Origin of the sequence: Brevibacillus fortis (assembly GCF_046196545.1) — a bacterium.
In the GTDB taxonomy this organism is placed as follows: Bacteria; Bacillota; Bacilli; order Brevibacillales; family Brevibacillaceae; genus Brevibacillus; species Brevibacillus fortis_A.
The window spans coordinates 2427486-2452794 of record NZ_CP176370.1; the positions used below are offsets into that span (position 1 = coordinate 2427486).

A 25309-nucleotide genomic window follows, 5' to 3' on the forward strand; every position below is an offset into this window, starting at 1 on the left:
CCCGGTAGATGGTTGGCACCGTTTTTTAGAAGCCATCTATTTGAACTGGCTGGTGAGCCGCCGCTCTATATAGGCTACTCCTTGATACATTAGGGTAGCGATGACCGCGATAATAGCGAGGCTCATCATGACCAGGGTGAAATTAAACACTTGGAAGCCGTATATGATCAAATAACCCAAGCCTTGCTGGGATACGAGAAACTCTCCGACGATAACGCCCACCCACGAAAGTCCGACATTCACCTTCAGCGTTGCGAGAAGGGTTGGAATGGTAGCTGGCAAAATGACGAGCGTGAAGATTTGCCGTTTGCTCCCTCCGAGTGTTTGCACGACTTTGACGTAATTTTGATTGACTTCCCTGAAGCTGGTATAGACGTTGATCGTGGTGATGATGACCGAGATCGCGCACCCCATGGCTATGACGGAGAGCAAACCTGGACCAAAGCCGACAATGAAAACCGGACCGAGGGCTACCTTTGGCATACTGTTGGCAATAACCAGATAAGGCTCTAGTACGCGGGAGAGAAAAGGGGACCACCATATGATCGTAGCCATGACGGTTCCCAGAATCGTTCCTAAGAGAAAGCCGATGATCGTTTCCCATACGGTCAAGCCGACATGCGGGAGAAGACTGCCATCTTGCAGCTGCAACCAAAATTGAGCCCAAATCTTGGAGGGATAGCTGAAGATGAGTGCATTAATGGTGTTTGTTCGAGCCAAGAGCTCCCACAAGCCGAGAAAAACGAGAAAGAGGAACAGTTGAGTGGAAAAGACGGAAAAGCTCATACGCTTTTCTAGCTGCAAGTAGCGACGGTGGACGGATTCAATTTCCTTTGGCTGCATCAGATACTACCTCCATCTCTTTCCACACACGATGGAACAAGTCTTGGAATCCATCATGATTTCTGGCGTCAAATGGCAGAGCATCCCGGATCGGACTGGGTACGACAATCTCGCTGTTGATGCGTCCCGGGTTGCGTGAAAAGATATAAACGCGATCGCCCATCGCGATCGATTCGGAGAGATCATGTGTCACAAGGACTGCCGTTTTTTTATGCCGACGCAGTGTTGAAAAGATCAAGTCTTCGAGCTTGAGTTTGGTTTGGTAGTCCAATGCAGAAAATGGTTCGTCAAGCAACAGCACATCAGGTTGACAGGCGAGTGTTCGGACGAGTGCAACCCGTTGCCGCATGCCGCCCGACAGCTGCAGGGGAGAGGATTTGCGCACATCAGACAGTTCCATTTCATCCAGCAGATGCAGGGCGTACTCTTCTGTTTCTTTGGTACGGATGCCTTGGATATCGAGTCCGAGAAACACGTTATCTTCGATGGAGCGCCAGTTGAACAAATAATCTTGCTGAAGCATGTAGCCAACTTGCCTAGACGTTCCGTTGACTTCTCTTCCGTCGATCCACACCTTGCCTGCTGTCGGTTTCTCAAGCCCTGCAATAAGTGAGAGCAGCGTCGTCTTTCCACAACCGCTGGGACCAACCAGACAAATGAATTCGCCTTCCTCCACGCGCAGGTTAATGTCTTGGACCGCCATGAACGCCCTGGTCGTGGATAAATAAAGATGGGTCACGTGGCCGAGTTCTATTTTTGCCGGCGTAGAAGAAATCTTCATGACGGCCTATTTCCCTTCCTTGGATTGGATAGCAAAAGTGGTGTTTACCAGCTTGGTGTAATCAGCACGTTGCTTTAACTCACCAGCGGAATCCATAATATCTTGTAGCTGGTTCCATTCCTTTTCGTCCAGAATGGGATCGGTAGCATAGGAGCCCTGCTCCAAGTAACGCTGTACAGCGATTTCCAGAATCTTTGGATCGATTTGCTCGAAGTACTTACCAATCACATCAGCTGTTTCTTTTGCACTGTGGCTGGCAACCCACTGTTGCCCTTTGTAGACTGCATTGGTAAACTTTTGGATAGTTGCTGCGTTGCTGTCGATATAGCTTTGTTTTGTCATAAAGGCTGTGTAAGGAACGGTTCCGCTTTCTTTGCCAAAAGAGGCGACGACATGGCCGATTCCTTCCTGTTCAAAGCGGGAGGCTTCCGGTTCAAACAGCTGTACATAGTCTCCGGTACCAGATGCGAAGGAAGACGCAATATTTTTGAATTCGATATTCTGAATTAGTTCCAGGTCGCCTTGCGGATTGATATTGTGCTTTTTGAGTACATACTCTCCGACCATTTGCGGCATGCCGCCTTTACGTTGACCCAAGAAGACACTGCCCTTTAGCTTTTCGAAAGTAAAGTCATCCATTTTGTTGCGGGAGACGAGGAAAGTACCGTCCGTCTGTGTGAGCTGTGCAAAATTGACAACTGGATCGGCAGCTCCTTGCTGAGAGACGTAGATGCTGGTCTCGGAGCCGACGAGCGCGACCTCGATGCCGCCAGATAACAGAGCTGCCATCACTTTATCTCCGCCAGGTATGGTTGAGAGCTCCACTTCCAAACCTTCTTCCTTGAAAAATCCTTTTTCAAGAGCGACATATTGCGGGGCGTAAAACAAAGAACGAGTCACTTCACCAATTCTTATTTTTTCGGGAGTGCTGGAGCAGCCAGTCAAGACGGCCGTCATAACGAGAAAAGCGGCCAGCCCCAGCGCCAAAAATCGTTTCATGATTAGGAGTCCCTCCTTGCTAGGCTTTGTATGTTGTAGGCTATGCGCCCAGACAAAAAAGGGTGAATGCCTAGAGATAGAGACAGGCACATGATGAGGGAAGGCCACAAAGGAGATGGGCATAGCGTGATCGTTACATTTTTAGGCACCGGTTCAGGTGCACCCACTACGCGAAGAAACGTGAGTGGGATCGGTTTGCGATTTTTACAGGCAGGCAAGTGGTGGTTGTTTGATTGCGGGGAGGGGACTCAGCACCAGCTACTGCGAGCACCGATGAAAATTAGTCAATTGGATAAAATCTTTATCACCCATCTGCATGGGGATCATCTGTACGGACTGATTGGACTGCTTGCGAGCCGGTCTTTGCGCAATACCGAACCGACTCCGTTAGAGCTGTACGGACCACCAGGGCTCGACCGATATTTTCGAGCGATCATGGAGGCAAGTCCGGTTCATTTGCAATATCCCTTGGAAATAAAAATCGTCAGTGAGGGCGTAATCTACGAGGACGAAGAGCTCATGGTGAGCTGTCGGATGGCAAAACACCGCGTGCCTTCGTTTGCTTATGCTGTGATGGAAAAGGAAAAGACAGGAGCATTTCAAGTAGAACTGGCAAAGCAGGCCGGGGTGCCGTCAGGGCCGCTATTTGGAGCCTTGAAAAGAGGAGAACAGGTCACACTCGAGGATGGTCGTGTTCTGGACGGAAAGGACTTCGTTGGAGAGCCGCAGCCAGGACGCAAAATCGTCTTCAGTGGAGATACGGAGCCGAGCCAAGCGGTTGTGGAGCTGGCAAAAGGGGCGGATTTGCTCGTCCACGAAGCGACCTACGCCCATCATGACAAGGAGCTCGCGACCAGAAGCGGGCATTCCACAGCACGTGAGGCGGCTCAAATTGCCAGAGAAGCGGGCGTGAAAGAACTGTGTCTGACCCACTTTAGTCCACGTTATGAAGATGAAGACGGGGATTTTTCGATGGAGGATCTGTTGGCAGAAGCACAACAAATTTTTCCGGCGACCCAATTGGCTGATGATCTTGGCAGCATTTCTGTAAAGAGAGAGAGAAACGATGGGAGAAAGCCATAATCCCTGCTATAATGAATGATCACGATGGAGGAGGTGGGGGAAGCATGAAACGGATTACTTTTGCTACACCAGAAGAACTTATTCAACATTGTCAGTCGGAAGAAGTCAGCCTCGTCGTCGAATATCGAGACGATGTGAATAAGCAACGCCAGGTCATTTTGACGGGAGAGCAACTTGCAGAGGCACAGACCTACCTGAACTTCTCCAAATCCGAAGCGTACTACCGGAAGGACGGGCTTTTTTACGAAGTCATTGCAGGCTGGAAGTAAACCACATCGTCAGGAGATGAGCAGACGTGTCTGGCAGAGGGTTCAACAGGTCGATCATAGTTCGCTACATGATGTTTGTACTGGGCTTATTCTTCGGTGCATTCGGTACGGTACTGGCCATCAAAGCAAACCTCGGCGTAGCACCGTGGGAAACCTTTCATATCGGCCTGCAAAAAACATTTGGATTAACGATCGGCCTATGGTCTCAGATCGTAGGAGTCGTTGTCATTTTCGCCACTTATTTTGTGGCAAAAATGAAGCCTAATTTTGGAATGTTCTTAAATATGATTTGCTTTGGCGTATTTCTCGATCTTATCTTATGGTTAGATTTTATTCCTGAGCTGCAATCTATCTGGGCGAGGCTCTTGATGTTTCTTGCAGGTGTTGTTGTATTGGCTGTCGGGATCGGGATGTATTTATCTCCTTCTCTTGGGGCAGGACCGCGCGACAGCTTCATGCTGGCTATGAACGAGCGTCTTGGCTGGAGTATCCAGCGAGTCCGCCTCATCATAGAAGTAACCGTCCTACTTGCAGGGGCTGCTTTGGGTGGACCTGTGTCAATCGGCACGATACTGATAGCGCTGTTAACGGGACCGATGATTCAACGGACGATTCCGTTTTGGCGTCAAGTTATGAAAAAGCAGTATGGTCTGCCAGAGCCAGTTGAAAGACAAGCGAGCTAATCTCCATTCAATTTGCCAGTAACTGTGTAAAAAACCGGGAAAAACGGTTTTGTATAGGCGATGGTCCAATCATCCTTGAGCATTCGCACATACAGTATGACTAGTTGCTGGTAAAGGAGGGAAAGCGAATGAGTCTGTTCAACGGAGGATTTGACGACTTTGCTTTAATACTGGTGTTGTTCGTATTGCTCGTTATTGTTGCTTGCGCTTGCGACTAACGAAAACACTGGGCATTAGGGTTCGCCAGGAGGGAGAGCGATTTTTCGCTCTCTCTTTTGTTTTGCAAAAAAAAGGCCTCGCCAAAGAGCGGCGAAGCCAAGGGGAGACATTTCTTATCCGAGGCGATCATGCACTTGTTTTTTTACACTGGACATTTGCTGGTCGGATAATTTGACTCCGACCGCCTTGCTGACTTTTTTAATCAACTCGCTTAATTTCTTGTCATCCTTCAAGTCCTTCATGGAGAAGTCTTTTGCCAGCGATCGTACATCGCCCATCGTCCATTTTTTCTTGCTTTTCTTGTTGATGGATTTCAGTAAGTCGCGTGGATTGCCCTTCGCTTTGAGCTTAACCTTTGCACTTGCTTTTCCTTTTGCTTTTGCCATGATGCTTCGCTCCTTTCAAAGGAATACGCCTGCCCTATGCAGTTATATGGAAAAGCAAGGGAGTTCGCTTGGACAGATTCACGCGGCTATTCGCCTATTTTGCTCAACGTTGTGCAATGGCCCAAACCCATAGAGGGAGCCGTGACATAGGATGAGTCAGAACGATGCATGACAGGAGGCTAGTGGGTTGAAAATTGTCAGCTTTCATCGGGATACGCCATTTACCGAGATACTGTCAGATTTGAAAACCAAGGTTCTGACCAAAACCGAGAGACTTCCATGGCGATGCTATGATGACCTTTCTTGCTTGTGTGTCAAACAAAAGATTTTTGAGCAGCATGAGGAGCTTTTTCGAAGGTATAAAGCGATGGTGGAAGAGAACATTACCGTAAGCGTCCATGCGGAAGGGGAGGATGAAATCCCGTGGGGCGTGCGATATGTGGGGGCTCAGAGATTGTGGCGAAAGGGGCGTGGAGCAGGCGTCAAGGTCGCTGTCATCGATACGGGAATCTCCCGCGATCATTTTGATTTGAGGGATCAAATAAAGGGTGGCATCCAGCTAGTGCGCGGTAAACAAAATGGACACGGGACGCATGTCGCAGGGATCATCGTAGCTGAGATGAACCAAAGAGGAATTGTCGGAGTTTCTCCAGAGGCCCATTTGTATGACGTCCGGGCTTTTGATCATGAGGGTAAATCATCTTTGTCGACCATTTTGCAGGCCCTGCAATGGTCAATTGCCAATAAGATGGATGTAATCAACATGAGCTTTGGCATGCCCCAATATAGCGAAGCAATGGCGAGAGCAGTTGGTCGGGCCCATCAGCAAGGAATCGTACTGGTAGCTTCTGCAGGCAACGGAGGGGGAGAAGCGGAGTATCCAGCGCGGTACGATGGTGTCTTAGGGGTTAGTGCGATTGATCAAACGGGAAAATTGGCATCGTTCAGTGCGAGAGGCAAGGGCGTAAATATGAAGGCACCCGGGGTTGATATTTTGTCTACGTGGCCGGGAAATCAGTTTAAAAAGCTGAATGGCACTTCGATGGCTGCCCCGCATGTAGCAGGGCTGAAGGCGTTAGAAATTGGTCGCAAGCGAAAAAAAGCATAGCGTTCCTACGAAAAAACAGCCCCGAGGCTAAAAATAAGCCAAGGAGCTGTTGTTTTTTATAAACGAATTATTGATGGATTTTGGTGTCATGGTCTTGCTGGACACGGAACCATATATTAAGATCGTTAATAACACTGGCCAATTCGTGGATCTCGCTGTTCAATTCGCAAGATCTTACGAAATTTTCTTCTTCGGACATTTGTTTGGTTTTCTCGATGATGACCTTCTCTACCCGGTGTATTTGATCCGGAATAGTCGCACGGATTTCTTCCCATTCCAGCAACATGTCAGCTCTCTCTACATTCGAATAATCTTCCCATTCCAGATGCAGCACGGGAAGTCGTATACCTAGCCGTTCATCATGGATAAATTGATAGCGCAAAGGTGAACTCACTCCTCTCCACCTCCATCATACCAAAAATGAATCGGTACGGGGAGAGAAATACACATGAAAGGAGCAACCATGTCAAAAGGACGTGTTCTTATCGATGCGGATGCTTGTCCGCGCCAGGCACTCTTAACTGCCCAAGCATTGTGCAAGGAGCTCGACTGGATTTGTTTGACCTTTGCCAGTTATAATCATCAAATCGGTAACGCAAATCATGTAACGGTAGATGCCGGCCCACAAGCGGTAGATATGAAGCTGGCGAACGAAACGAGTTCAGGGGATGTCGTGGTGACGCAGGATATTGGTCTGGCAGCGCTCATTCTCGGGAAGAGAGCCCACGCCCTGACACCACACGGGATGGTTTTTGACCCAGAACGGATTGCATTTCATTTGGAAGAACGAAATGAAAAAGCGAGATATCGGCGCGGGGGAGGTCGTACGAAGGGGCCTGCTGCTCGCACGCGTGAAGACGATCAGCGATTTGCTGATTCCTTGCGCTTTTTGATGGAAAGAGGAGATCAACAATGAATCAGACAACTAGAAAAAATGGATATGTAGGCGGAGCACTTACGTTTGCAGTACTTGCCACCATCATGTTTGCCCTCTACGTGGCAGGGGAAGTGGCAGGTATGGATCAAGCTGCCATCGCATTTGCGGAGTCGATTCGCTCGGATGTTGGGACTGCTTTTTTCCGATTAGTAACCAATCTTGGCGGGGGCATGTTCCTTGTACCTGTAGCGGTGATCATGTTCGTTGTCCTATACATAAAGAGATATCGTGTGGAGGCAATGTTTGTTCTCATTTCCCTTGGTGTCAGCGAAGTAGCGAATGAGCTTTTAAAGCGGTTCTTTGAGAGACCCAGACCGAGTGGCGTCAATCTGATTGAGCTGCCGGAGTCCTTTTCGTTTCCGAGTGGTCATGCAATGATTGGACCAGCCTTTTATTGCATGGTCGCGTTTTGGATTGCCCAATGGTTTGCGGAGAAAAGATGGTCATCGCTCGTGCAGCCTGCGGTTTTCATGTTCGTAGTATTGCTGGCGTTCAGCCGTGTGTACTTGGGCGTTCATTATTTAAGTGATGTGCTTACCGGTTTTTTCCTGTCGATGAGCTGGTACTTTCTCCTTCGTCTTGGCTATGAAGAATGGATGGGGAGACGAAGCACGGTCGTCGACCCCATACCGCAGTCCAGGTAATCAGCAAGCTAGGTGGAATACCCTAATTCACTCATTAAACTCAGCCATTTTTCTACGCTGGGTTTATTTTTTTTGTCCTTTGGCAAGACGATGTACGCCGATCGTTTGGGAGGTTTATTGCCTGTTATGATTAGTTCCTTCAAGGTACCTGCCGCAAGCTCGGCTTTGACAGTAGAGCGCGTCAACAAGCTCACGCCGAGACCTTCTTTGATCAGATCGATGGCGAGCTCCGCTTTGTCTACTGTCAGCTTGGGTACGTAATTACGCGGTAGTGTCTGTCTAATCCACTCGTTAAAAGGAGGACCCCAATTCATGTAAAGTAGTGGCAAATTGCGTAGCTCGCGCGAATCGACGTGTGTAGATGTGGCAACGGGACTCTCTGGACAGCAAACCAAGACAATTTCATCATCCCACGTTGGAATAACGTCAAAGTTGGGCAAGGATGGGGGAACGTACACAATTCCGATTTGAATTACGTTGTCCAGCAAATACTGGATGACATCGGACGAGTGCCCTGTCTTTGTGCTGATCGCAATTTGTGGATACCGATAGTGGTACTCTTTCAAGATCGGCTCGAGGGTGGAAGTCCAGATCGCGTTTAAGCTGCCGATCGATAAATAGTCTTCATAAGGCTGGAGTGAAGCGACTTCATTTAGGGCTTCATGGGACAGTTTGAGGATTCTCTCTGCATACGGTAAAAGGGTTAAGCCGGCCTGGGTAATCTCAACACTTCTTTTGTCACGAATGAAAAGAGGTTTGCCAACTTTTTCTTCCAGTTGCTTGATTCGCATTGTCACCGTAGACTGGACTAAGTGGAGCATTTCCGCAGCCTTGGTGAAATTTTTCGTTTGGGCCAATGTGTAGAAAGCGCGTAATTGTTCGAAGTCCATACAGTTGGAATCCCTCTTATCTAAATATTTGATTACCATATACAAAAATGTTCGTTTCCCAAATTATACCCTGTTCGCTAAGCTGGGGATATCCTTATTTCATGTGGGTATCGGGAGAGCGAGGGGTATTGGGATGAAGTGGGAATGGTGGCGAGAAACGCCCTTTTCAGTGAAGCTCTTGTTAAGCACATCTTTTATGATGAATATGGGTTTTTATGCATTAATCCCGTATCTCACTTTGTATTTGACGGGCAGCATCGGCTGGACACTGGCGATGGCGGGGATTGTCCTGAGTGTCAGACAGTTCTCCCAGCAAGGTCTTGCCTTTTTAGGCGGTGTGATCGCGGATGCCTTCGGTTACAAAGGAGCGATGTTCCTTGGATTGGGCGTACGTGCCGTTGGTTTTGCGATGTTCGCTTTTTGTACCGAGGCGTGGCACTTTTTTGTTGCCGCGATTCTTTCTGGATTGGGTGGGGCGTTGTTTGAGCCTGCTTGCTCTGCTGCCTATGCGATTATTACACCTGAGGCCATTCGAAAAGAAGTATTCTCCCTTCGCAATGTGCTTGGCAATATTGCGGTTGTCGGTTCCCAAATCGTGGGGACAGCACTCTCGGCTATTGATTTTACGTACATTTCGTTGTTTGCAGGGGCCGTTTTCGGAGTGAATGCAATCGTGATCTTCTTTTTATTCCCACCAATTCGCGCCACTAATACACGGCATAGTATATGGGAAAGTATGTCCACGGTAGTGAAGGACAAGCTGTTTGTACGATATACCTTTATTTTGATGGGGTATTATTACTTGAATATGCAGGTGTTTTTAACGATTCCGCTGTTTGTTGAAAATGTTACGCATAGCAAGGTGAATGTAGGGATCGTGCTTTCTGCGCTCTCGCTGTTTGTGATCTTATTTCAAATGAAAGTGACACAATTGCTGGAGAGTTATCAGCAAAGGCTTACCTTGATTGGCATCGGGACGTTGTTTATGAGTGTGGGACTATTTTTGTTCACATTTGCCGATTCCTTGTGGCTCATTCTCCTGGATGTGTTCCTTTTTGCTCTGGGTACCATGATTGCTGTTCCGAATCTGGTGGATGTCGTTCCGCGTTTTGCTCCCAAGGACTTGGTTGGCGCCTATTATGGCTTCAACGGGTATTCGATTGCCATCGGGGGCTCGTTCGGTCAAATAGCAGGAGGATGGGTGTACGATGTAGGGTTGCGCTTGCAAACGCCGTGGCTGCCGTGGTCCATTTGTTTGGTCATTGGGTTTTGCGTGGCCTGGATGCTGCATCGTATGGAACAACAAACCGGACAAATCGGGAATGATCTGAAGAAAATAGCTCGCTCATAAATATTTTTGGGCGAAATGAAACATTTTCCATCGTTCACACGTATATAACGATAGAGATGATTGGCGCAAGAAAGTGAGGGAATTTTATGGAAGATATGAAAAAGCTGAAGCGCATGTTGCTGGTAACGAGTTCCCTTGGATTTGCAGTCTTTGCCATGGTAGTCGTTACGGAAATTGTCCGAATCTCATTGTAGCATTGCCAAGCCTATCGCATCGCATATAAAACATGAAAAGCTTGCAGTCCCTTCTTGAAAGAGGGGGCTGCAAGCTTTTCTTTTTGATTTATGCTTCGAGTTTCTTTTTAAAATGGAATTGATACACGCATATCGCAATAATCATGAACGGAACTCCGCAGTACAACGCGATACGCTGTTCTGGATCGAATGCCAAACTCACGAGAACGAGCAAGTTCAAGATCAAGGAAATCAAAGGCAGTATCGGGTACAAAGGTGTACGGAACTTCAGATCCTCCAGCTTGCCTCCATTTTTCAGGTAATGGCGACGGAAAGCGAGCTGCGAAGCGGAGATGGAGATCCACCCCACCTGTGCGCCGAGACCAGCGATGGACAGCAGTACCATGAACACCGTATCTTCTGCAAAAATACCGGACAGAAGAGACAAGAGAGCAATTGCAAACGTAATCAACAAAGCGTTCATCGGAATCCCTTTTCCATTTACGGCCCCTAGCTTTTTCGATGCCATTCCTTCTTTGGACAGGGAGTAAAGCATTCGAGTTGCTGCGTACAAACCAGAGTTGGCCACAGACAGAAGGGCTGTCAGGACAACGAAGTTCATAATGTCAGCCGCATAAGGAATCCCAATACTGTCAAATACGACGACAAACGGACTTTCAATCACACCCGCCTGTTGGTGTGGAATCATCCCTGCCACGATAGCAATCGCCAGAATGAAGAAAACGAGTGTTCGCCAAACCGTCGTACGAATGGCTTTCGGAATCGTCTCCTCTGGGTTCTCACTTTCTCCAGCCGCAATCCCGATCAGCTCGGTACCTTGGAAGGAGAAGTTCACGGTGATCATCGTCATCAGCAAGCCTGTGATTCCAAAGGGGAGAAGCGGGCTTTCTGTAAAGTTGGAGAGCATTGGCGAAGGCTGACCGTTTTTCAGGTCAATGAGGCCGAATATCGCCGCTCCACCCAAGATGATGAACAAGATGATAGCGCTTACTTTAATGCTGGAAAACCAGAACTCAGATTCACCGAACGCTCGAGCAGATAAAGCATTTAATAAGAAGAGCACTACACCGAAGATCGCGCACCACATCCAAACAGGTGAGTCAGGGAACCATCGTTGCATCAGCAATCCTGATGACAACAACTCTAGAGCAACGGTCACGGCCCAACCAAGCCAATACAACCAGCCTACACCAAACCCAAGTGCTGGGCTAACAAAGCGGGTCATATATGTTTGGAACGAACCGGCCACTGGCATGGCAACTGTCAGCTCGCCCAAACATAGCATAGTCAGGTACATGATAAAGCCGCCGACTAAATAGGAGAGAATGGCACCAACTGGTCCTGCCTGACTAATTGTATAACCTGATCCGAGAAATAACCCGGTTCCGATTACGCCGCCAAGAGAAATCATAAAGAGGTGTCTGCTGTTCATCGTGCGTTTCAATTGATTGTGCTGTTCCATGTTGCTTTGGGACATATAACCCTCTCCTTCACGCGAGTATGTTAAATGGATGTATGCGTTTTCAGCGCGATAGCCATATATGCTCTGCAAGAATGATACCAAATGAAATACTTTATGAAAATATTATTTTTGAGGTATATCCTACCAAAAAGTGCAAAATGATTCGGCAGGTTGATGCAAAATAATTAAAAAAACGCCAAATCTCTTGGCGTTTATTAAAAATGATAAGGTAATAACTGGACTGATAGAAAACATCTTAAGAGATGAACTTGCAAGCTTCTAGCAAGGTAACGATGAACCAAAAAAGCTGGTGAGAAGAAAAAGCACAGAGCTCGTAGACCTTGACAACGCCTACCCAGTCGGAACTTCAAAAAGGGGACCACGCTTGTCGAACACTTCTTCCTTGAGAAACGTCCGCCCGTAGGGTGGCTTTGGCTCGACGGTCCCCTTTTTGAAATGGAGACGGACAGTGAATCACCCTTGCTGGCGTGTCAGAGTCGAAGAGAACTGTGCTTTTTCTTCTCCTCCACTATGTTGACTCAAACCAAAAGGTCTTTATCCTTTAATCCCCAGCTTACGCAAACGATATTGCAAGCTCTGACGACTGATTTGCAATTCCTTGGCTGCTCTTGAAATATTTCCGTTATAGCGTTCCACAACATGATGAATATATGCTGTTTCAAATTCTTGCATGGTTTCCTTCAACGGCTTTCCTTCATCCACAAAAGGCAACGTATGAGGGGAGGGTTGCTCGATCGTTACGGAAGCGGCTGGCGTACGACGCAAAAAGTGTAAGGGCAAGTGTTCATAGCGGATGGTTGATTCGTCAATCATCAGATTCATGGCCCCCTCAATCAAGTGCTGTAGTTCTCGCACATTGCCAGGCCAGTCATGCTGGATAAAAAATTGCAGAACCTCGTCACTGATACCTCTTACTTCCATTTGGAACAGCTCATTGTATTTCTCGATAAAATGGCTGACCAGCATCGGAATATCTTCCTTGCGTTCCCGAAGCGGGGGGAGAAATAACGTGACAACTCCGAGGCGATAGTACAAGTCTTTTCGTAAATGCGAATTGGCGATTGCCTCAACAGGATCTTCATTAATAGCGGCAACGATTCGTACATTGATCGACCGATCCTTTGTGTCACCAATACGTCGAATCGACTTCTCTTGCAGAGCACGCAACAATTTTGCCTGTAGTGGCATACTAAGCGAGTTGATTTCGTCGAGAAAAAGTGTTCCGCCTTCCGCTTGCTCAAACAATCCAGGTCGCTCTACTGCGCCGGTAAATGCTCCGCGAGCAGTTCCAAACAAAAGTCCTTCGATCAGGCTATCCGGAAGCGCAGCGCAGTTTTGTGAAATAAGAGGACCAGAAGCACGCAGACTGGCATTGTGAATGCTTTGCACGAACAGCTCTTTCCCGGCACCAGTTTCACCGACGACCAATACGGAGGAGGAGGTGCGTGCTGCGCGTTTGGCATTCTCTATGACATCGAGAATAGGACCGCTTCTCCCGATAATGTGCTCGAATGTGTAGCGTGACCCGTTTTTTTGCAGCAGGTTTTCTCTGATCAATCGTTCCATTTTGGTAACATCATTTGCGATTTCCATTGCGCCAATGATTTTGCCATTTTCAATGATGGGGTACGTATTGTTGATGGTTGAAATTTCTTTTTGCTTGTCATTGAAATACGTTTGGCGTGTATTGCGAATGCTATTTCCAGTACGCAAGCATGTGAGCAAGGTACTTTCCTGTCCAGACGGGAACTGAAAAACCTCTGCCAAAGGTTTGTGCAAAACGTCTTGTCTGGTCATAGATTCCAGGTCGGTCATTTTGGAATTGTAGACAATCGTTGTCCCGTCCGAATCGATGACATGTACACCTTCATTCATTCTGTCCAAAATATGTTCATAAATGCGCAAGAGAGTGTCAGCTGAAGAATTTTGCCTAGAAGACGACACCGTGGTCACCAGCCTTTCCTTATGAGGGTATCATAGCATAAAGGGAATGAGTGCAAAAACATTATGCACTGCAAAAGAATATGAATGCGAGATGCAAAATTTTTTTGCTCATCTGATCGGATTGGATCGACTTTATGGGGTTTTCCTATTTGGCATCGTTCTTGCTAGATAATTTTAGCAAGTGATCTTGAAGGAGGCTAACGACATGAGTAAAACAAACGTGGTTATTGAACAAACAGAAAAATTCGGTGCGCACAACTATCATCCGCTACCGATCGTTATTTCCAAAGCAGAAGGCGTATGGGTACACGATCCGGAAGGCAATAAATATCTGGATATGCTGAGTGCATATTCTGCGCTGAACCAAGGGCATCGTCATCCACGTATCATCCAAGCTCTGAAAGATCAAGCAGATAAAGTAACGCTCACTTCCCGTGCTTTTTACAATGACCAACTGGGTGAATTCTACGAAAAGCTCTCTGCAGTGACAGGAAAAGAAATGATCCTACCAATGAACACCGGTGCAGAAGCAGTAGAAACAGCACTCAAAGCGGTTCGTCGCTGGGCTTATGACGTGAAAAAAGTACCAGAGAACCAAGCAGAAATCATCGTATGTGAAGGCAACTTCCATGGTCGTACTGTCACAGTAACATCCTTCTCTTCTGCAGAAGAGTACAGACGTGGCTTCGGACCATTCACACCTGGGTTCAAAATCATTCCTTATGGCGATATCGAAGCGCTTAAGCAAGCGATTACTCCAAATTCAGCAGCATTCATGCTGGAGCCGATCCAAGGCGAAGCAGGGATCATCATTCCGCAAGAGGGCTTCTTGAAGCAGGCACAAGAGGTATGTAAAGCAAACAATGTACTCTTGGTCAGCGACGAGATCCAAACAGGCTTCGGTCGCACAGGTAAAATGTTTGCCAGCGATTGGGAAGATGTAGTGCCAGACATGTACATCATGGGGAAAGCTCTTGGTGGTGGCGTGTTCCCGATCTCCGCAGTAGCAGCAGATAAAGAAATCTTAAGCGTATTTGAGCCAGGCTCCCACGGTTCTACCTTTGGCGGAAATCCACTCGGATGTGCTGTTGCCATCGCAGCTATGGATGTATTGGCTGATGAAGGTCTTGTACAACGCTCCCTGGAAATGGGCGCATACTTCATGGAGAAATTGAAAGAAATCAACAACCCGATCATCAAGGACATTCGCGGTCGTGGTCTGTTCATTGGTTTGGAGCTGACAACAGCAGCTCGTCCATATTGCGAAAAACTAAAAGAACTGGGACTCCTGTGCAAAGAAACACATGAGACAACCATTCGTTTTGCACCGCCACTCGTCATCAGCAAAGAAGATCTGGATTGGGCAATTGATCGCATCAAGCAAGTTCTGCACGTGACAGAAGCTGCAAACGCATAATAGCAACGACAAAAGCCATCCTGTACAGTACAGGGTGGCTTTTTTATGTGGGCTCATTATGACAGAATAGTCATATCATTCGTTCGACAAATTCCGACTGACTGTGGATAAAAGGAAAAAAACATCCACAAAGGAAATGCTTGGATACTTATAAGTTACACACAATTTGCCCACATGTTACCAACAAGATGTCCACAATGCTTGTGGATATCCGAACGATTGTTCGATACAAACGCTTCTGTTACAATGGGCTCATATTAGAGATGGAGGTGAGCAAAGGTGAAATACTTAAGTGACCAAATGTTGATAGAAGTATATCATCGAGCTGTCGACCTTCAACTAGATGCAGCTTTTATCGAATTGCTTCGCGAAGAACTACAGCATCGGAATATCCGTATCACGCAGTTCAGCGCCTAAGAGCAAAATCATCACACATACGTAACATATGGCAAAAGCCATCCTCTTTTTTAGAAGGAGGATGGCTTTTGTTATCTTAACCTTGCTCTGTGATAAACTCCAAAGCGGTAATTCCTTTGATCGGTGCTTCATTTGCCAGCAACACTTCCGGCAAATAAAAGTACACAGGACCATTCTCTTTAATAGGTTTGCCGTCTTTGGAGAATTGGAGGATGGCTCTTCTTGCCTCTGCAAGTGGAAGAACGATCGCTTCCTGATCCTCGCGGTGAAGACGGACATGAGTCACCTCTGGCAGGGGCTCAGCATTTGTAATGAAGGGATCAAGACGGATTCCGTACTCGCCTTCGAGCACTTTACGTTCTTCGGCTAAGCTTTTTCGTTCGGAAGGAAGCGTAGCCCCTTCGCGCAATTCCTTATCCCACTGCGTCCCCGTTCCAGCCAAATACTTTGCTTGTGTAGCCAGCGAGCTATCATCTTCGCCCGAGTATGTTTTCAGATCGAATTTGCGTTCATCAAAAACCCAAACGGTTGGATCCAATGTAATAGGGAAAGCAATAGCCCCTTTGAACACGATAACATCAGACATACGTCATTCCTCCGTGATCATTCATAATCAATCTCTATATTACTATAGACACGCAAATGACAGCAATTATCTAAAAAGCGAAAATTTCATAAAATAGTCTAAAAATTATTGACATGCATTTTATAGATTATATAATCATATTAGAAAGTTATTATGTGAGAGTGAACTTTGCCTGCTATATTTGAACTCCGACTGAAAAGTTAGGGTCAGATAAAAGGCATTGTGTACAAGCCTATCGATTCTTGGAAAGGCTTTCACGAAAAAAGGAAGCTCACTTTGTCTTTCTCCCGCTGAACCATCAACGGCGATGAGCGCTAGAGAAGGAAGACCACATCATTCATCCCGAGGATGGTTGCAAAGCCGCAGGAACATTCAGGGAATTCAAACGACTTAGGGGGCGAAACTATGGCGAAAGGCACGAATGTGCAAGCAGATCTGATGAAGCAAAAAGGTATCCTAAAGTGGATTGAAACGGTAGGGAATAAGCTCCCGCATCCATTTGTATTGTTCATTATTTTGTGTGGTGTATTGATGGTAGTCTCTGCAATCCTCGCAGCCATGGACTTTTCGGTTATGCATCCTGCAAAAGGCGAAGAGGTTGCCGTTAAGAGTTTGCTTAGCGTCGAAGGGATTCACTGGATTTTAACGAGTATGCTGAAAAACTTTATTGAATTTCCAGCACTTGGTCTCGTTCTGGCGATGACGCTTGGAATTGGACTGGCAGAAAAAATCGGTCTTTTGACGACAGTTCTACGCAAAATGATGGCAGGCATTCCGGCATCGGTTGTCAGTTATGCAATTGTCTTTGTCGGTATATTAGGAAATCTTGCTTCTGATGCAGCCATGGTTATTATTCCTCCGCTTGGCGGTCTTGTGTTCTTGGCAATGGGGCGCCACCCGATTGCAGGTTTTGCAGCTGGTATGGCTGGTGTATCCTCCGGTTTTACAGCGAACTTTTTCATTGCCGGTACAGATGCTCTCTTGGCAGGGATCAGTACTGAAGTAGCGAAAACGATTGATCCGAATGCAATGGTTACACCAGTAGATAACTGGTTCTTCATGTCAGCCTCCGTTGTCATCCTCGCTTTCTTTGGAGGATGGATTACCGATAAAATTATCGAACCACGTCTTGGCACGTATCACGGCGATCGAAATGTACAATTCGAAGAAGTAACACCTCAAGAAAACAAAGCACTGCGCAAAGCGGGTATCGCCGCGTTGATTTTCGTAGTCATTGTAGGATTGCTGGTCGTTCCGGAAGGTTCACTGTTGCGTGATCCAAAGACAGGTGACTTCTTGACATCGCCGTTTTTGAAAGGAATCATTCCCATCATCCTGTTGTTCTTCGTGACCGTATCGTTTGTGTACGGTAGAGCAATGGGATTGATTAAAACATCGAAGGACATTCCGCATTACATGTCCGAAGCAATCAAGGATATGTCCGGCTTTATTGTGTTAGCGTTTACAGCAGCACAGTTCATCGCGTTCTTTAACTGGAGCAACATTGGTATTTTGATGGCTGTCAATGGCGCGGAATTCATGACAAACATGGGCTTGACAGGCTTGCCGATCATTATTGCCTTTACACTCTTTACAGCTATCTGTAGCTTGTTTATCACGAGTGGTTCAGCGCTGTGGGCGATCCTCGCACCTGTATTCATGCCAATGCTGATGCTGTTGGATTACAATCCAGCGTTTATCCAAGTCGCATATCGGATTGCGGACTCTGCAACCAATACGATCTCTCCTGTGAATCCGTACATCCCGCTCTTCCTGGCCTTCTATCAGAAGTACAACAAGAATGCAGGAATGGGAACGATTTTCTCAACCATGACTCCATTTGCAATCGTTTTCCTGGTCGTTTGGATCTTGCAATTGACAGCATGGTACTTCCTCGACCTCCCATTTGGTCCTGGCGTATACACTCGCTAATCTATTCATAGTAAGGAAAGAGTCGCTCATCCGGGCGGCTCTTTTTTTGTACACTAGAAGCTTGGACAATTGGAAAAAGACGGTTTATGCTGTGTGTATGTGAAGGGAATAAGGGAGGGAATGAAAGTGTACGATTTTGATCAGCGCATCGAACGCAGAGGGACAGATAGTGTCAAATGGGAGATTCAGAATCCAAAAGTGAACGGTGAAGGAATGCTTCCGCTCTGGGTAGCGGATATGGATTTTGCTTGCGCTCCTGAAATCACAGAGGCACTGATCAAACGCGCAAGTCACCCGATATATGGATACACGTTGAAGTCAAATGCCCTTTATCAGAGCTTGAAAGAGTGGATACACAAGCGATTTGGTGTAGAGGTAGAAGAGAGCTGGATGACAGGTATACCTGGGGTCGTTCCCGGCATTCACGTAGCAGTAGAGGCTTTTACAGCCCCGGGAGATGGTGTTTTGATCCAGACGCCTGTGTACCATCCTTTTTATCATGCTGTCGAAAATCGCGGACGTCACGTCGTTACCAGCCCACTCTTGGAGCGAGACGGCCGTTATGAAATGAATTGGGATGATCTCGCACAAAAGCTGAGCGACCCGCGGGTGAAGCTCATGCTGCTCTGCACACCGCACAATCCGATCGGGCGAGTATGGACCAGAGAAGAGCTGGAGCGCTTGGGAGGATTGTGTGTAGAAAAGGGCGTGATTGTGGTTGCGGATGAGATTCATTCGGATTTGGTCTATGAGCCAAATGTTCATACGCCTTACTATTCGCTAGCACCGGAATTAGCCAACCAGAGTGTGACCTTCCTATCAGCCGCCAAAACGTTTAATTTGGCTGGTTTGTATACTTCCTATTTGATGACAGAAAATCAGCAGTTATTGCGGAACTTTTCCATCACAGCATCCAAAATGGGCTATGAGAATCTGAATCTGTTTGGGATGGAAGCAACGATTGCTGCCTACCAATATGGAGAAGCATGGCTGGAAGAACTGTTGATCTACTTACGTAAGAATGCAGCCTATGTGCATGAGTTTTTATCGACTCGTATTCCTGGGGTATCCATGGCACTTCCGGAAGCGACATACTTGGGGTGGATGGATTTTAGACAGCTAGGGCGTAGTCAGCAGGAGTTGAACAAGCTCATTCGCGAGGATGCAAAGCTCGGTTTGCACGATGGCACGACGTTTGGGCCGGATGGTGCAGGGTTCATGCGAATCAATTTTGCTTGCCCGAGATCGATTCTAGTTGAAGCGATGCAACGATTGGAGCACGCCGTGCAGAAGTAGGGATAATTTGACATGTCTCATGTAGAAATCTACAATCGAATCTATATACATCGACGTAATAGACTGAGGGGTTTTTCGATGGATTTGAAACAAGCGTCCGAACAATTGGAGCAAGTACGCAACCAATCACTTGCGTATACAAACAAGGGGAGTGTAGCTTCCTACATCCCTGAATTGGCAAAAGTCAATCCACATCAATTGGGAGTGGCTGTATGCTTGCCCGATGGGACGATCCTTTCTGCTGGGGATACAGATGTGCCTTTCTCGATGCAAAGTATCTCCAAGATATTCTCTCTGATCGTCGCCTTATGCCAGAACGGGAAGGAACACGTATTTCGGCATGTGGGGAAAGAACCAACTGGAGACCCGTTTAATTCGATTATTAAGCTGGAGACGACCGAATCCCATAAACCACTGAACCCGATGATCAATGCAGGAGCCATTGCGGTTGCGGGCATGATTCGGGGTGCCAACGTGGATGAACGGCTAGATGCTGTGCTGGCTTTGATGCGGAAAATGACGGGGAATCCTCATCTTTCTATTAATCATGCTGTTTATTGTTCTGAAAAGAGAACGGCTGATCGCAATCGTGCCCTCGCTTGGTTTCTAAAGGACAGTGGCATACTGGAAACGGATGTAGAAGAGACGCTTGATTTGTATTTTCGCCATTGCTCGATAGAAGTGACAGCGAAGGAAGTAGCGACACTAGGGATGGTGCTTGCAGCAGATGGAATTCTTGTGAATACGGGTGAGCGGGTGATTCCAGAAGAGGTAGCGCGAATCTGCAAGACCTTCATGGTGACTTGTGGGATGTACAATGCCTCCGGTGAGTTTGCGATTGACGTAGGAATCCCCGCAAAAAGTGGGGTTGCCGGCGGTATTATGGCAACCGTGCCTAATCGCATGGGGATTGGTGTGTTCGGTCCATCTTTGGATGATAAAGGAAATTCGGTAGCGGGTGTCAAGCTGCTGGAGCTGCTCTCAAAAGAGTGGAAGCTTGGTATCTTTTAGCTTCTTGCAGTTGATCTGTCTTCTCCCCTTTTCAAATGGCCCAGAATCGCGTACTATGTATGATAAGGATGGAGGCAAACGGAGGGATAGGTTTTGACAGAAATTAAGGTTCCCGATCTGGAACAAAAAGCGCTAGCGTTGCTTCAAGCAGACGCCGACAAAATTTACAAGCTGATCGACGTACAGATGGAAAACCTGACCATGCCGCAGTGCCCACTGTATGAAGAAGTACTGGATACCCAAATGTTCGGGCTTTCTCGTGAAGTAGAGTACGCGGTCCGCTTAGGACTGATTAGCGAAGACATTGGTCGAGAAATTATGGGTTCATTGGAACGTAAATTGGCCCATCTTCATGAACTGTTTAATCAAAAGTAAGGCGAGGAGAGCGGCGATTATCCTCGCTTTTCATTTTGTTGAAAGAAAAAACACTTGCCTATTTCGTATATTTATATTAAATTAAACTCTATAATTTTTTATAAATTTTGAAATGCAATGACGGAGACTAGTACGCGGAATCACCGCTTGTCAGGGAGAAGCTGCCTTAGACTGAAAGCAGCTTTGAAGCGCGCCCCGTAGAATTCCCTCCTGAGCAGCCCTCTTAATGGCTTTTTGCCTAGTAGGAGGAATCGGGTCATTCCCGTTATCAATGATGGAGAGAAGTGCGTAGGGAATTTGTATCCCGTGCACTTAATCAGGGTGGTACCGCGAATAACTCGTCCCTTTTTTGGACGGGTTTTTTTTACGTATAGGAATTTATAAACGTATGCTTATGAATTCCGGAGCGCATGAAAACTTTCCGTTAAAGCGCGGTAGCTCCCCCTGAAGAGGCCTCGGTAGAGGTTTTCTTATTTTCGCAAGACGCCCAACAACCGAATCATAGAAACAAGCAAGGACAGAGACTAGTAAACGGACCTGCTGCATGACAGGGAAGGCTGCCATAGATTGAGAGCAGCCTGATGTAAGCCCCGTTGAATTCACTCTTGAGCTGACCTCTGAACGCAGGCGCCGCCAGTAGGAGAGTCCGGGTCATACCCGTTATCAATGACGAAGCGAGGCATCGCCTATAGGGGATGTCTAAGTAGGGTGGTACCGCGAGAAATGAATAACTCGTCCCTTTTTGGGGCGGGTTTTTTTGTACCCATTTTTGAGCATAAAAAGAATATCTTTGGAGGGTGAAAACTATGAAACAAGCCGAACAATGGACGAGCAGGCTCGGCTTCATCTTGGCAGCAGCAGGCTCGGCGATCGGACTGGGGGCCATTTGGAAATTTCCTTATATGGTCGGAACGAGCGGTGGTGGAGCGTTCTTTCTGCTATTCATCATCTTTACGCTAGCAATTGGTCTACCGCTGTTGCTAGGAGAATTCACAATCGGACGCAGTACACAAAAAGAGGCGATCAGTGCATATAAAACAATTGCACCAGGGTCACTCTGGCATTGGATCGGTCGCCTTGGGGTGATCACTTGCTTCTTGCTCTTGTCCTTTTACAGTGTGGTGGGAGGCTGGATTCTTAGTTATCTGCTTCGCGGGTTTACTGGTCAATTGCAAGGGCCGGCTTATGACAAAGTGTTTGGTGACGTTATCGGTGATCCTGTTAGTGCAGTAGTTGCCCAGTTGGTTTTCATGCTCATTACCGCATGGGTAGTCGCGAGAGGCGTACAGAGTGGAATTGAGTCCGCTAACAAGTACATGATGCCTGGCTTGTTCCTTTTATTCATGGTATTGATGGTTCGTTCCTTGACGTTGGATGGGGCGATGGAGGGCGTTTCCTTCTTTCTGCGTCCCGATTTTTCCAAGCTGACTGCTGAATCAATCCTGTACGCATTGGGTCAATCCTTTTTCGCGCTGAGCGTCGGGGTGTCCGTCATGGTTACGTACAGCTCGTACCTTGCCAAAAACGAAAGTCTGGTTCGTTCTGCCGGATCGATTGTCAGTTTGAATCTGCTCGTATCGCTGTTTGCCGGTTTGGCGATTTTCCCTGCCGTTTTCTCCCTTGGAGTAGAGCCAACAGCAGGGCCGGGATTACTGTTTATCGTACTGCCTTCTGTGTTTGAACAAATTGCCTTCGGTAGCATTTTTCTGTTAATCTTTTTGGCTCTTTTCCTTTTCGCTACATTGACTTCGGCTTTTTCGATGCTGGAAATTATCGTTGCTTCTCTGGCAAAAGGGGACGAAGCCAAGCGCAAGCGTCTCGCCTGGGTGATTGGTCTGTTGATTTTTATCGTCGGTGTTCCGTCGGCTTTGTCATTCGGCGTATGGAGCGAGGTTACGCTGTTCGGCAAGTCTATCTTTGATGCAATGGACTTTTTGGTCAGCAATATCTTGATGCCGATGGGAGCGCTGCTCATTTCAATCTTCGTTCCTTTGAAAATGAAGCGGGAGACCTTGATAAACGAGCTGGAGGCGCATACTTCTCTGGGCAAACGCCTGTTTATCCTTTGGCTTCTCCTGATTAAATATGTAGCACCTATTGCGATTCTCGCAGTTTTCCTGAAAATGCTGGGTATCTGGTAAGACAACGAAAGGCTTCGCCACAGAGGATGGCGAAGCCTTTGTTTTGTTCCTGCGCGTCCTACGCGAAGAAAAAGACCGTACCCAAAATAACATACACCGTCAACAGAAGTACGCCTTCAAACCAGTTCGTAGCGCCATCCCGTGTGATGGAAATGGTAATAAAGGTAGCAACTCCGATCGCAGCCAATTCAAAGGTAGTGAACACAATATCCATGGGATTGCCGAGCAAGAGACTAATGATGACGAGAGTAGGGGCCACGAACAAGGCAATTTGCAGACTGGAGCCGATCGCGATCTCGACTGCTGCACCAATGCGCCCTTTTAGTGCCAAAAGCAAGGCAGCGCTGTGCTCTGCGGCATTCCCGATGATCGCAATGACAAAAGCACCTACGAATAACTCCGACCACCCTAACGATTCAGAGACATGATGTACGCCTTCTACCAGCCATTCAGAGACAACGGCCACGAAAAAGGTGGAGACAGCAAGCATCAGGAGGGAGACACCCTTTGACCATACCGCATCACTTTCTTGCGGTTCGATGTCTGATAAAAACTCGCTGTGGGTAATCATGGAAAAGATGAGCCACAAAATGTAGGCAATGATGAGCAGGCTGGCAATGACAATGCTGATGATCTCCACCTTGATCATTGGCAGATCGAACATGAAGACTGCCGGTATGAACAAAGCGACGATCGCGAGTGTCATCAGGGAAGCATTGTGACTTGCCAGCCTGCTATTGAAGGTTTGTTCCTTGTACTTGAGACCGCCCAGTAACGTGCTCAAGCCAAGAACCAACAGCATATTTCCGATGATCGCACCCGTAATAGAGGCTTTAACCATATCGAACAAGCCTTCTTTCACAAGAAAAAAAGCAATAATGAGCTCTGCGGCATTTCCAAAGGTAGCGTTAAGAAAGCCGCCGATTCGGTCACCAGCATAATGGGCGACGCTCTCTGTCGATTTTCCAAGCCAAGCCGCCAAAAAAATGATGGCCAGTGAAGACGTGGCGAATTGAAGCATTTCATTTCCAGAAAAATAGTGGGCGTAAAGAGCTAACAGCATGCTCCCGCCTACTAATGAGAAAAAGAGTTTCAAGTTCATATCATCACCTCAGCAGTTTTTACTCATCCCTAAAAGCTCATAGGTATAGAGTTCCTGTTCTGGACAAAACTAACCATGAACAAGAAAAGTGAGGTGTTTTTTATGACCCAGCCTTTGTTATGCCCGACATGTAAATCGAATCGGATGAGGTTCACTGTCATCGAGCAGACCCCTCGCTATATAAGACTGGACCCACAGTCAGGCGAAGTCGTAGCAGAACTCCATCAAGAACAGCTCGATATGTTTCACCAGCCGTACAAAGGTGAGAACTACATGATACAATGTGGAATTTGCGGGACCACAGAACCGGAAGAGCGATTCGTCAAAATGGCCCAGCATATGCAATCACAGCGTTCGAAATGATACTCGAAAAGGAAAACAGGCACGCAGTTTACGACTGTCGTGCCTGTTTTTTAAGGAATGCTAGCGGCAAAAAATGTGTCTGCCGATCTTTTTGATTTGAGGGCGGCTCCAAATCCAACCGGATGTAGCTGTATCCGGGTTGAAATAATAAATGGCTCCGTCAGATGGATCCCAACCTTTGAGCGCATCATTCACTGCTTTTTTTGCCTGCTCGTTCGGTGTCAGCCAAATCTGACCATCCGCCACAGCTGTAAAGGCACGAGGTTCAAAGATAACGCCAGCAGGTGTATTGGGAAAGGATGCGTTCTTCGTCCGATTTAGAATAACAGCCGCCACTGCCACTTGGCCAATGTAAGGCTCTCCACGCGATTCTCCGTACACGGCATTCGCCATCAAGCGCAGGTCGTTCTCTGATAATCCAGTTGCGTGATACGTAGGTTTAGAAGGCTTCGATGGTGCAGGGGTTGCGGTTTGTGGAACCCCGAGATCAGAAGCGGTGGGCTTGTAATTTTTCGTTGCGTTGTACAGCTTTACTTTCGTCTTAGCGCCGAGGACACCATCTACGGTAATACCAAACTCATACTGAAAGTTACGCAGCGCCCAATACGAACGCCACCCGAATACGCCGTCTACTTTTCCCGTATAAAATCCAAGGTGCTTCAAACGATACTGCATTTCACGCACGTCTGAGCCTTCTGCCCCTACTTTGACGATCTGCTTACTGAATGCATCTGAGCGCAACGGAGATACCATAACCGCAGTCGTAACCAAAAGTGCGAATACTACTACAGCTAGCAGCCATTTGACAGGCTGTTTCATTTTTTACCCTCCTTCGGGTATGGATTTGAATATCAG

27 protein-coding genes and 2 other annotated features are annotated in these 25309 nt (G+C 47.2%); of the genes, 16 read left to right on the plus strand and 11 right to left on the minus strand.

Annotated features, from left to right (window positions below; translation table 11 throughout):
• Positions 1-36: 36 nt before the first annotated feature.
• The 3 genes from ACKKE8_RS12530 to ACKKE8_RS12540 are packed head-to-tail and all read right to left on the minus strand — an operon-like array spanning position 37 to position 2623.
• Positions 37-843, minus strand: coding sequence for an ABC transporter permease (locus ACKKE8_RS12530; protein ID WP_409178443.1), 807 nt, complete (start codon positions 841-843; stop codon positions 37-39).
• Entirely contained in the window at positions 824-1624 is an 801-nt protein-coding gene (locus ACKKE8_RS12535; RefSeq protein WP_409178444.1) for an ABC transporter ATP-binding protein, read from the minus strand. The genes ACKKE8_RS12530 and ACKKE8_RS12535 overlap by 20 nt, the downstream gene beginning before the upstream one ends.
• A gap of 6 nt (positions 1625-1630) precedes the next feature.
• Entirely contained in the window at positions 1631-2623 is a 993-nt protein-coding gene (locus ACKKE8_RS12540) for an ABC transporter substrate-binding protein (RefSeq protein WP_409178445.1), read from the minus strand.
• A 126-nt stretch (positions 2624-2749) separates the two neighbouring features.
• Between ACKKE8_RS12540 and rnz the strand changes: the two genes are divergently transcribed.
• The 4 genes from rnz to ACKKE8_RS12560 all read left to right on the plus strand — a co-directional run bounded on the left by rnz (position 2750) and on the right by ACKKE8_RS12560 (position 4876).
• On the plus strand, positions 2750-3706 hold the full coding sequence (gene rnz, locus ACKKE8_RS12545) for a ribonuclease Z (RefSeq protein WP_409178446.1): 957 nt from the start codon (positions 2750-2752) through the stop codon (positions 3704-3706).
• 44 nt (positions 3707-3750) lie between these two features.
• A complete protein-coding gene (locus ACKKE8_RS12550) occupies positions 3751-3975 on the plus strand; it encodes a hypothetical protein (protein ID WP_017247910.1) in 225 nt (74 codons plus the stop codon).
• Positions 3976-4001: 26 nt separating this feature from the next.
• A complete protein-coding gene (locus tag ACKKE8_RS12555; RefSeq protein ID WP_409178447.1) occupies positions 4002-4658 on the plus strand; it encodes a YczE/YyaS/YitT family protein in 657 nt (218 codons plus the stop codon).
• Positions 4659-4786: 128 nt separating this feature from the next.
• Entirely contained in the window at positions 4787-4876 is a 90-nt protein-coding gene (locus ACKKE8_RS12560; RefSeq protein ID WP_106652846.1) for a YjcZ family sporulation protein, read from the plus strand.
• A gap of 114 nt (positions 4877-4990) precedes the next feature.
• On the opposite strand, the gene ACKKE8_RS12565 is transcribed toward ACKKE8_RS12560, so the two are convergent.
• Positions 4991-5263 carry a stage VI sporulation protein F gene (locus ACKKE8_RS12565; RefSeq protein ID WP_409178448.1) on the minus strand — a complete coding sequence of 91 codons (273 nt, stop codon included), beginning with the start codon at positions 5261-5263 and terminating at the stop codon, positions 4991-4993.
• A 187-nt stretch (positions 5264-5450) separates the two neighbouring features.
• Here ACKKE8_RS12565 and ACKKE8_RS12570 point away from each other — a divergent pair, with 187 nt between their 5' ends.
• A complete protein-coding gene (locus tag ACKKE8_RS12570) occupies positions 5451-6371 on the plus strand; it encodes a S8 family peptidase (protein ID WP_409178449.1) in 921 nt (306 codons plus the stop codon).
• A gap of 67 nt (positions 6372-6438) precedes the next feature.
• Here ACKKE8_RS12570 and ACKKE8_RS12575 read toward each other — a convergent pair whose 3' ends face one another.
• Entirely contained in the window at positions 6439-6765 is a 327-nt protein-coding gene (locus ACKKE8_RS12575) for a hypothetical protein (RefSeq protein WP_409178450.1), read from the minus strand.
• A gap of 69 nt (positions 6766-6834) precedes the next feature.
• Between ACKKE8_RS12575 and ACKKE8_RS12580 the strand changes: the two genes are divergently transcribed.
• Together ACKKE8_RS12580 and ACKKE8_RS12585 are read left to right on the plus strand one after the other, a co-directional pair.
• Positions 6835-7287, plus strand: coding sequence for a DUF188 domain-containing protein (locus ACKKE8_RS12580; protein WP_409179107.1), 453 nt, complete (start codon positions 6835-6837; stop codon positions 7285-7287).
• A complete protein-coding gene (locus ACKKE8_RS12585) occupies positions 7284-7952 on the plus strand; it encodes a phosphatase PAP2 family protein (RefSeq protein WP_409178451.1) in 669 nt (222 codons plus the stop codon). Before ACKKE8_RS12580 ends, ACKKE8_RS12585 begins: the two co-directional genes overlap by 4 nt.
• Positions 7953-7960: 8 nt before the next feature.
• Here the strand turns inward: ACKKE8_RS12585 and ACKKE8_RS12590 are convergent, their stop codons facing one another.
• Positions 7961-8842: a LysR family transcriptional regulator gene (locus ACKKE8_RS12590; RefSeq protein ID WP_409178452.1), complete on the minus strand. Its 882-nt coding sequence runs from the start codon at positions 8840-8842 to the stop codon at positions 7961-7963.
• A gap of 133 nt (positions 8843-8975) precedes the next feature.
• On the opposite strand from ACKKE8_RS12590, the gene ACKKE8_RS12595 reads away from it, so the two are divergent.
• Positions 8976-10193, plus strand: a complete 1218-nt coding sequence (locus ACKKE8_RS12595) for an MDR family MFS transporter (RefSeq protein ID WP_409178453.1) — start codon at positions 8976-8978, stop codon at positions 10191-10193.
• A 282-nt stretch (positions 10194-10475) separates the two neighbouring features.
• Here the strand turns inward: ACKKE8_RS12595 and ACKKE8_RS12600 are convergent, their stop codons facing one another.
• Positions 10476-11864: an amino acid permease gene (locus ACKKE8_RS12600; protein WP_409178454.1), complete on the minus strand. Its 1389-nt coding sequence runs from the start codon at positions 11862-11864 to the stop codon at positions 10476-10478.
• A gap of 540 nt (positions 11865-12404) precedes the next feature.
• Positions 12405-13823, minus strand: a complete 1419-nt coding sequence (locus tag ACKKE8_RS12605; protein WP_409178455.1) for a sigma-54 interaction domain-containing protein — start codon at positions 13821-13823, stop codon at positions 12405-12407.
• Between the two features lie 196 nt (positions 13824-14019).
• Between ACKKE8_RS12605 and ACKKE8_RS12610 the strand changes: the two genes are divergently transcribed.
• Both ACKKE8_RS12610 and ACKKE8_RS12615 read left to right on the plus strand, forming a co-directional pair.
• The gene (locus tag ACKKE8_RS12610; protein ID WP_409178456.1) at positions 14020-15231 is read left to right on the plus strand and encodes an ornithine--oxo-acid transaminase; all 1212 of its coding nucleotides are present in this window, start codon (positions 14020-14022) and stop codon (positions 15229-15231) included.
• A gap of 279 nt (positions 15232-15510) precedes the next feature.
• Positions 15511-15648: a sporulation histidine kinase inhibitor Sda gene (locus ACKKE8_RS12615; protein ID WP_007725857.1), complete on the plus strand. Its 138-nt coding sequence runs from the start codon at positions 15511-15513 to the stop codon at positions 15646-15648.
• A gap of 76 nt (positions 15649-15724) precedes the next feature.
• Here the strand turns inward: ACKKE8_RS12615 and ACKKE8_RS12620 are convergent, their stop codons facing one another.
• Positions 15725-16234 (minus strand): hypothetical protein, encoded by a 510-nt coding sequence (locus tag ACKKE8_RS12620; protein ID WP_409178457.1) that lies wholly within the window; start codon positions 16232-16234, stop codon positions 15725-15727.
• A 405-nt stretch (positions 16235-16639) separates the two neighbouring features.
• Between ACKKE8_RS12620 and ACKKE8_RS12625 the strand changes: the two genes are divergently transcribed.
• From ACKKE8_RS12625 to ACKKE8_RS12645, 5 genes are all read left to right on the plus strand, one after another.
• Entirely contained in the window at positions 16640-18166 is a 1527-nt protein-coding gene (locus ACKKE8_RS12625) for an AbgT family transporter (protein ID WP_409178458.1), read from the plus strand.
• 120 nt (positions 18167-18286) lie between these two features.
• Positions 18287-19462 carry a MalY/PatB family protein gene (locus ACKKE8_RS12630; RefSeq protein ID WP_409178459.1) on the plus strand — a complete coding sequence of 392 codons (1176 nt, stop codon included), beginning with the start codon at positions 18287-18289 and terminating at the stop codon, positions 19460-19462.
• Between the two features lie 78 nt (positions 19463-19540).
• Positions 19541-20473: a glutaminase A gene (gene glsA / locus ACKKE8_RS12635; protein WP_409178460.1), complete on the plus strand. Its 933-nt coding sequence runs from the start codon at positions 19541-19543 to the stop codon at positions 20471-20473.
• A gap of 93 nt (positions 20474-20566) precedes the next feature.
• On the plus strand, positions 20567-20848 hold the full coding sequence (locus ACKKE8_RS12640; RefSeq protein ID WP_007725848.1) for a YlaN family protein: 282 nt from the start codon (positions 20567-20569) through the stop codon (positions 20846-20848).
• Positions 20849-20956: 108 nt separating this feature from the next.
• Positions 20957-21197: a binding site (T-box leader), on the plus strand.
• Positions 21198-21353: 156 nt separating this feature from the next.
• Positions 21354-21591 (plus strand) — a binding site (T-box leader).
• Positions 21592-21654: 63 nt separating this feature from the next.
• Positions 21655-22989 carry a sodium-dependent transporter gene (locus ACKKE8_RS12645; protein ID WP_409178461.1) on the plus strand — a complete coding sequence of 445 codons (1335 nt, stop codon included), beginning with the start codon at positions 21655-21657 and terminating at the stop codon, positions 22987-22989.
• 58 nt (positions 22990-23047) lie between these two features.
• On the opposite strand, the gene cax is transcribed toward ACKKE8_RS12645, so the two are convergent.
• Positions 23048-24091 (minus strand): calcium/proton exchanger, encoded by a 1044-nt coding sequence (gene cax, locus ACKKE8_RS12650; RefSeq protein ID WP_409178462.1) that lies wholly within the window; start codon positions 24089-24091, stop codon positions 23048-23050.
• Positions 24092-24193: 102 nt separating this feature from the next.
• On the opposite strand from cax, the gene ACKKE8_RS12655 reads away from it, so the two are divergent.
• Entirely contained in the window at positions 24194-24454 is a 261-nt protein-coding gene (locus ACKKE8_RS12655; RefSeq protein WP_409178463.1) for a hypothetical protein, read from the plus strand.
• Positions 24455-24514: 60 nt separating this feature from the next.
• Here ACKKE8_RS12655 and sleB read toward each other — a convergent pair whose 3' ends face one another.
• A complete protein-coding gene (gene sleB, locus ACKKE8_RS12660) occupies positions 24515-25273 on the minus strand; it encodes a spore cortex-lytic enzyme (RefSeq protein WP_409178464.1) in 759 nt (252 codons plus the stop codon).
• Positions 25274-25309: the final 36 nt, after the last annotated feature.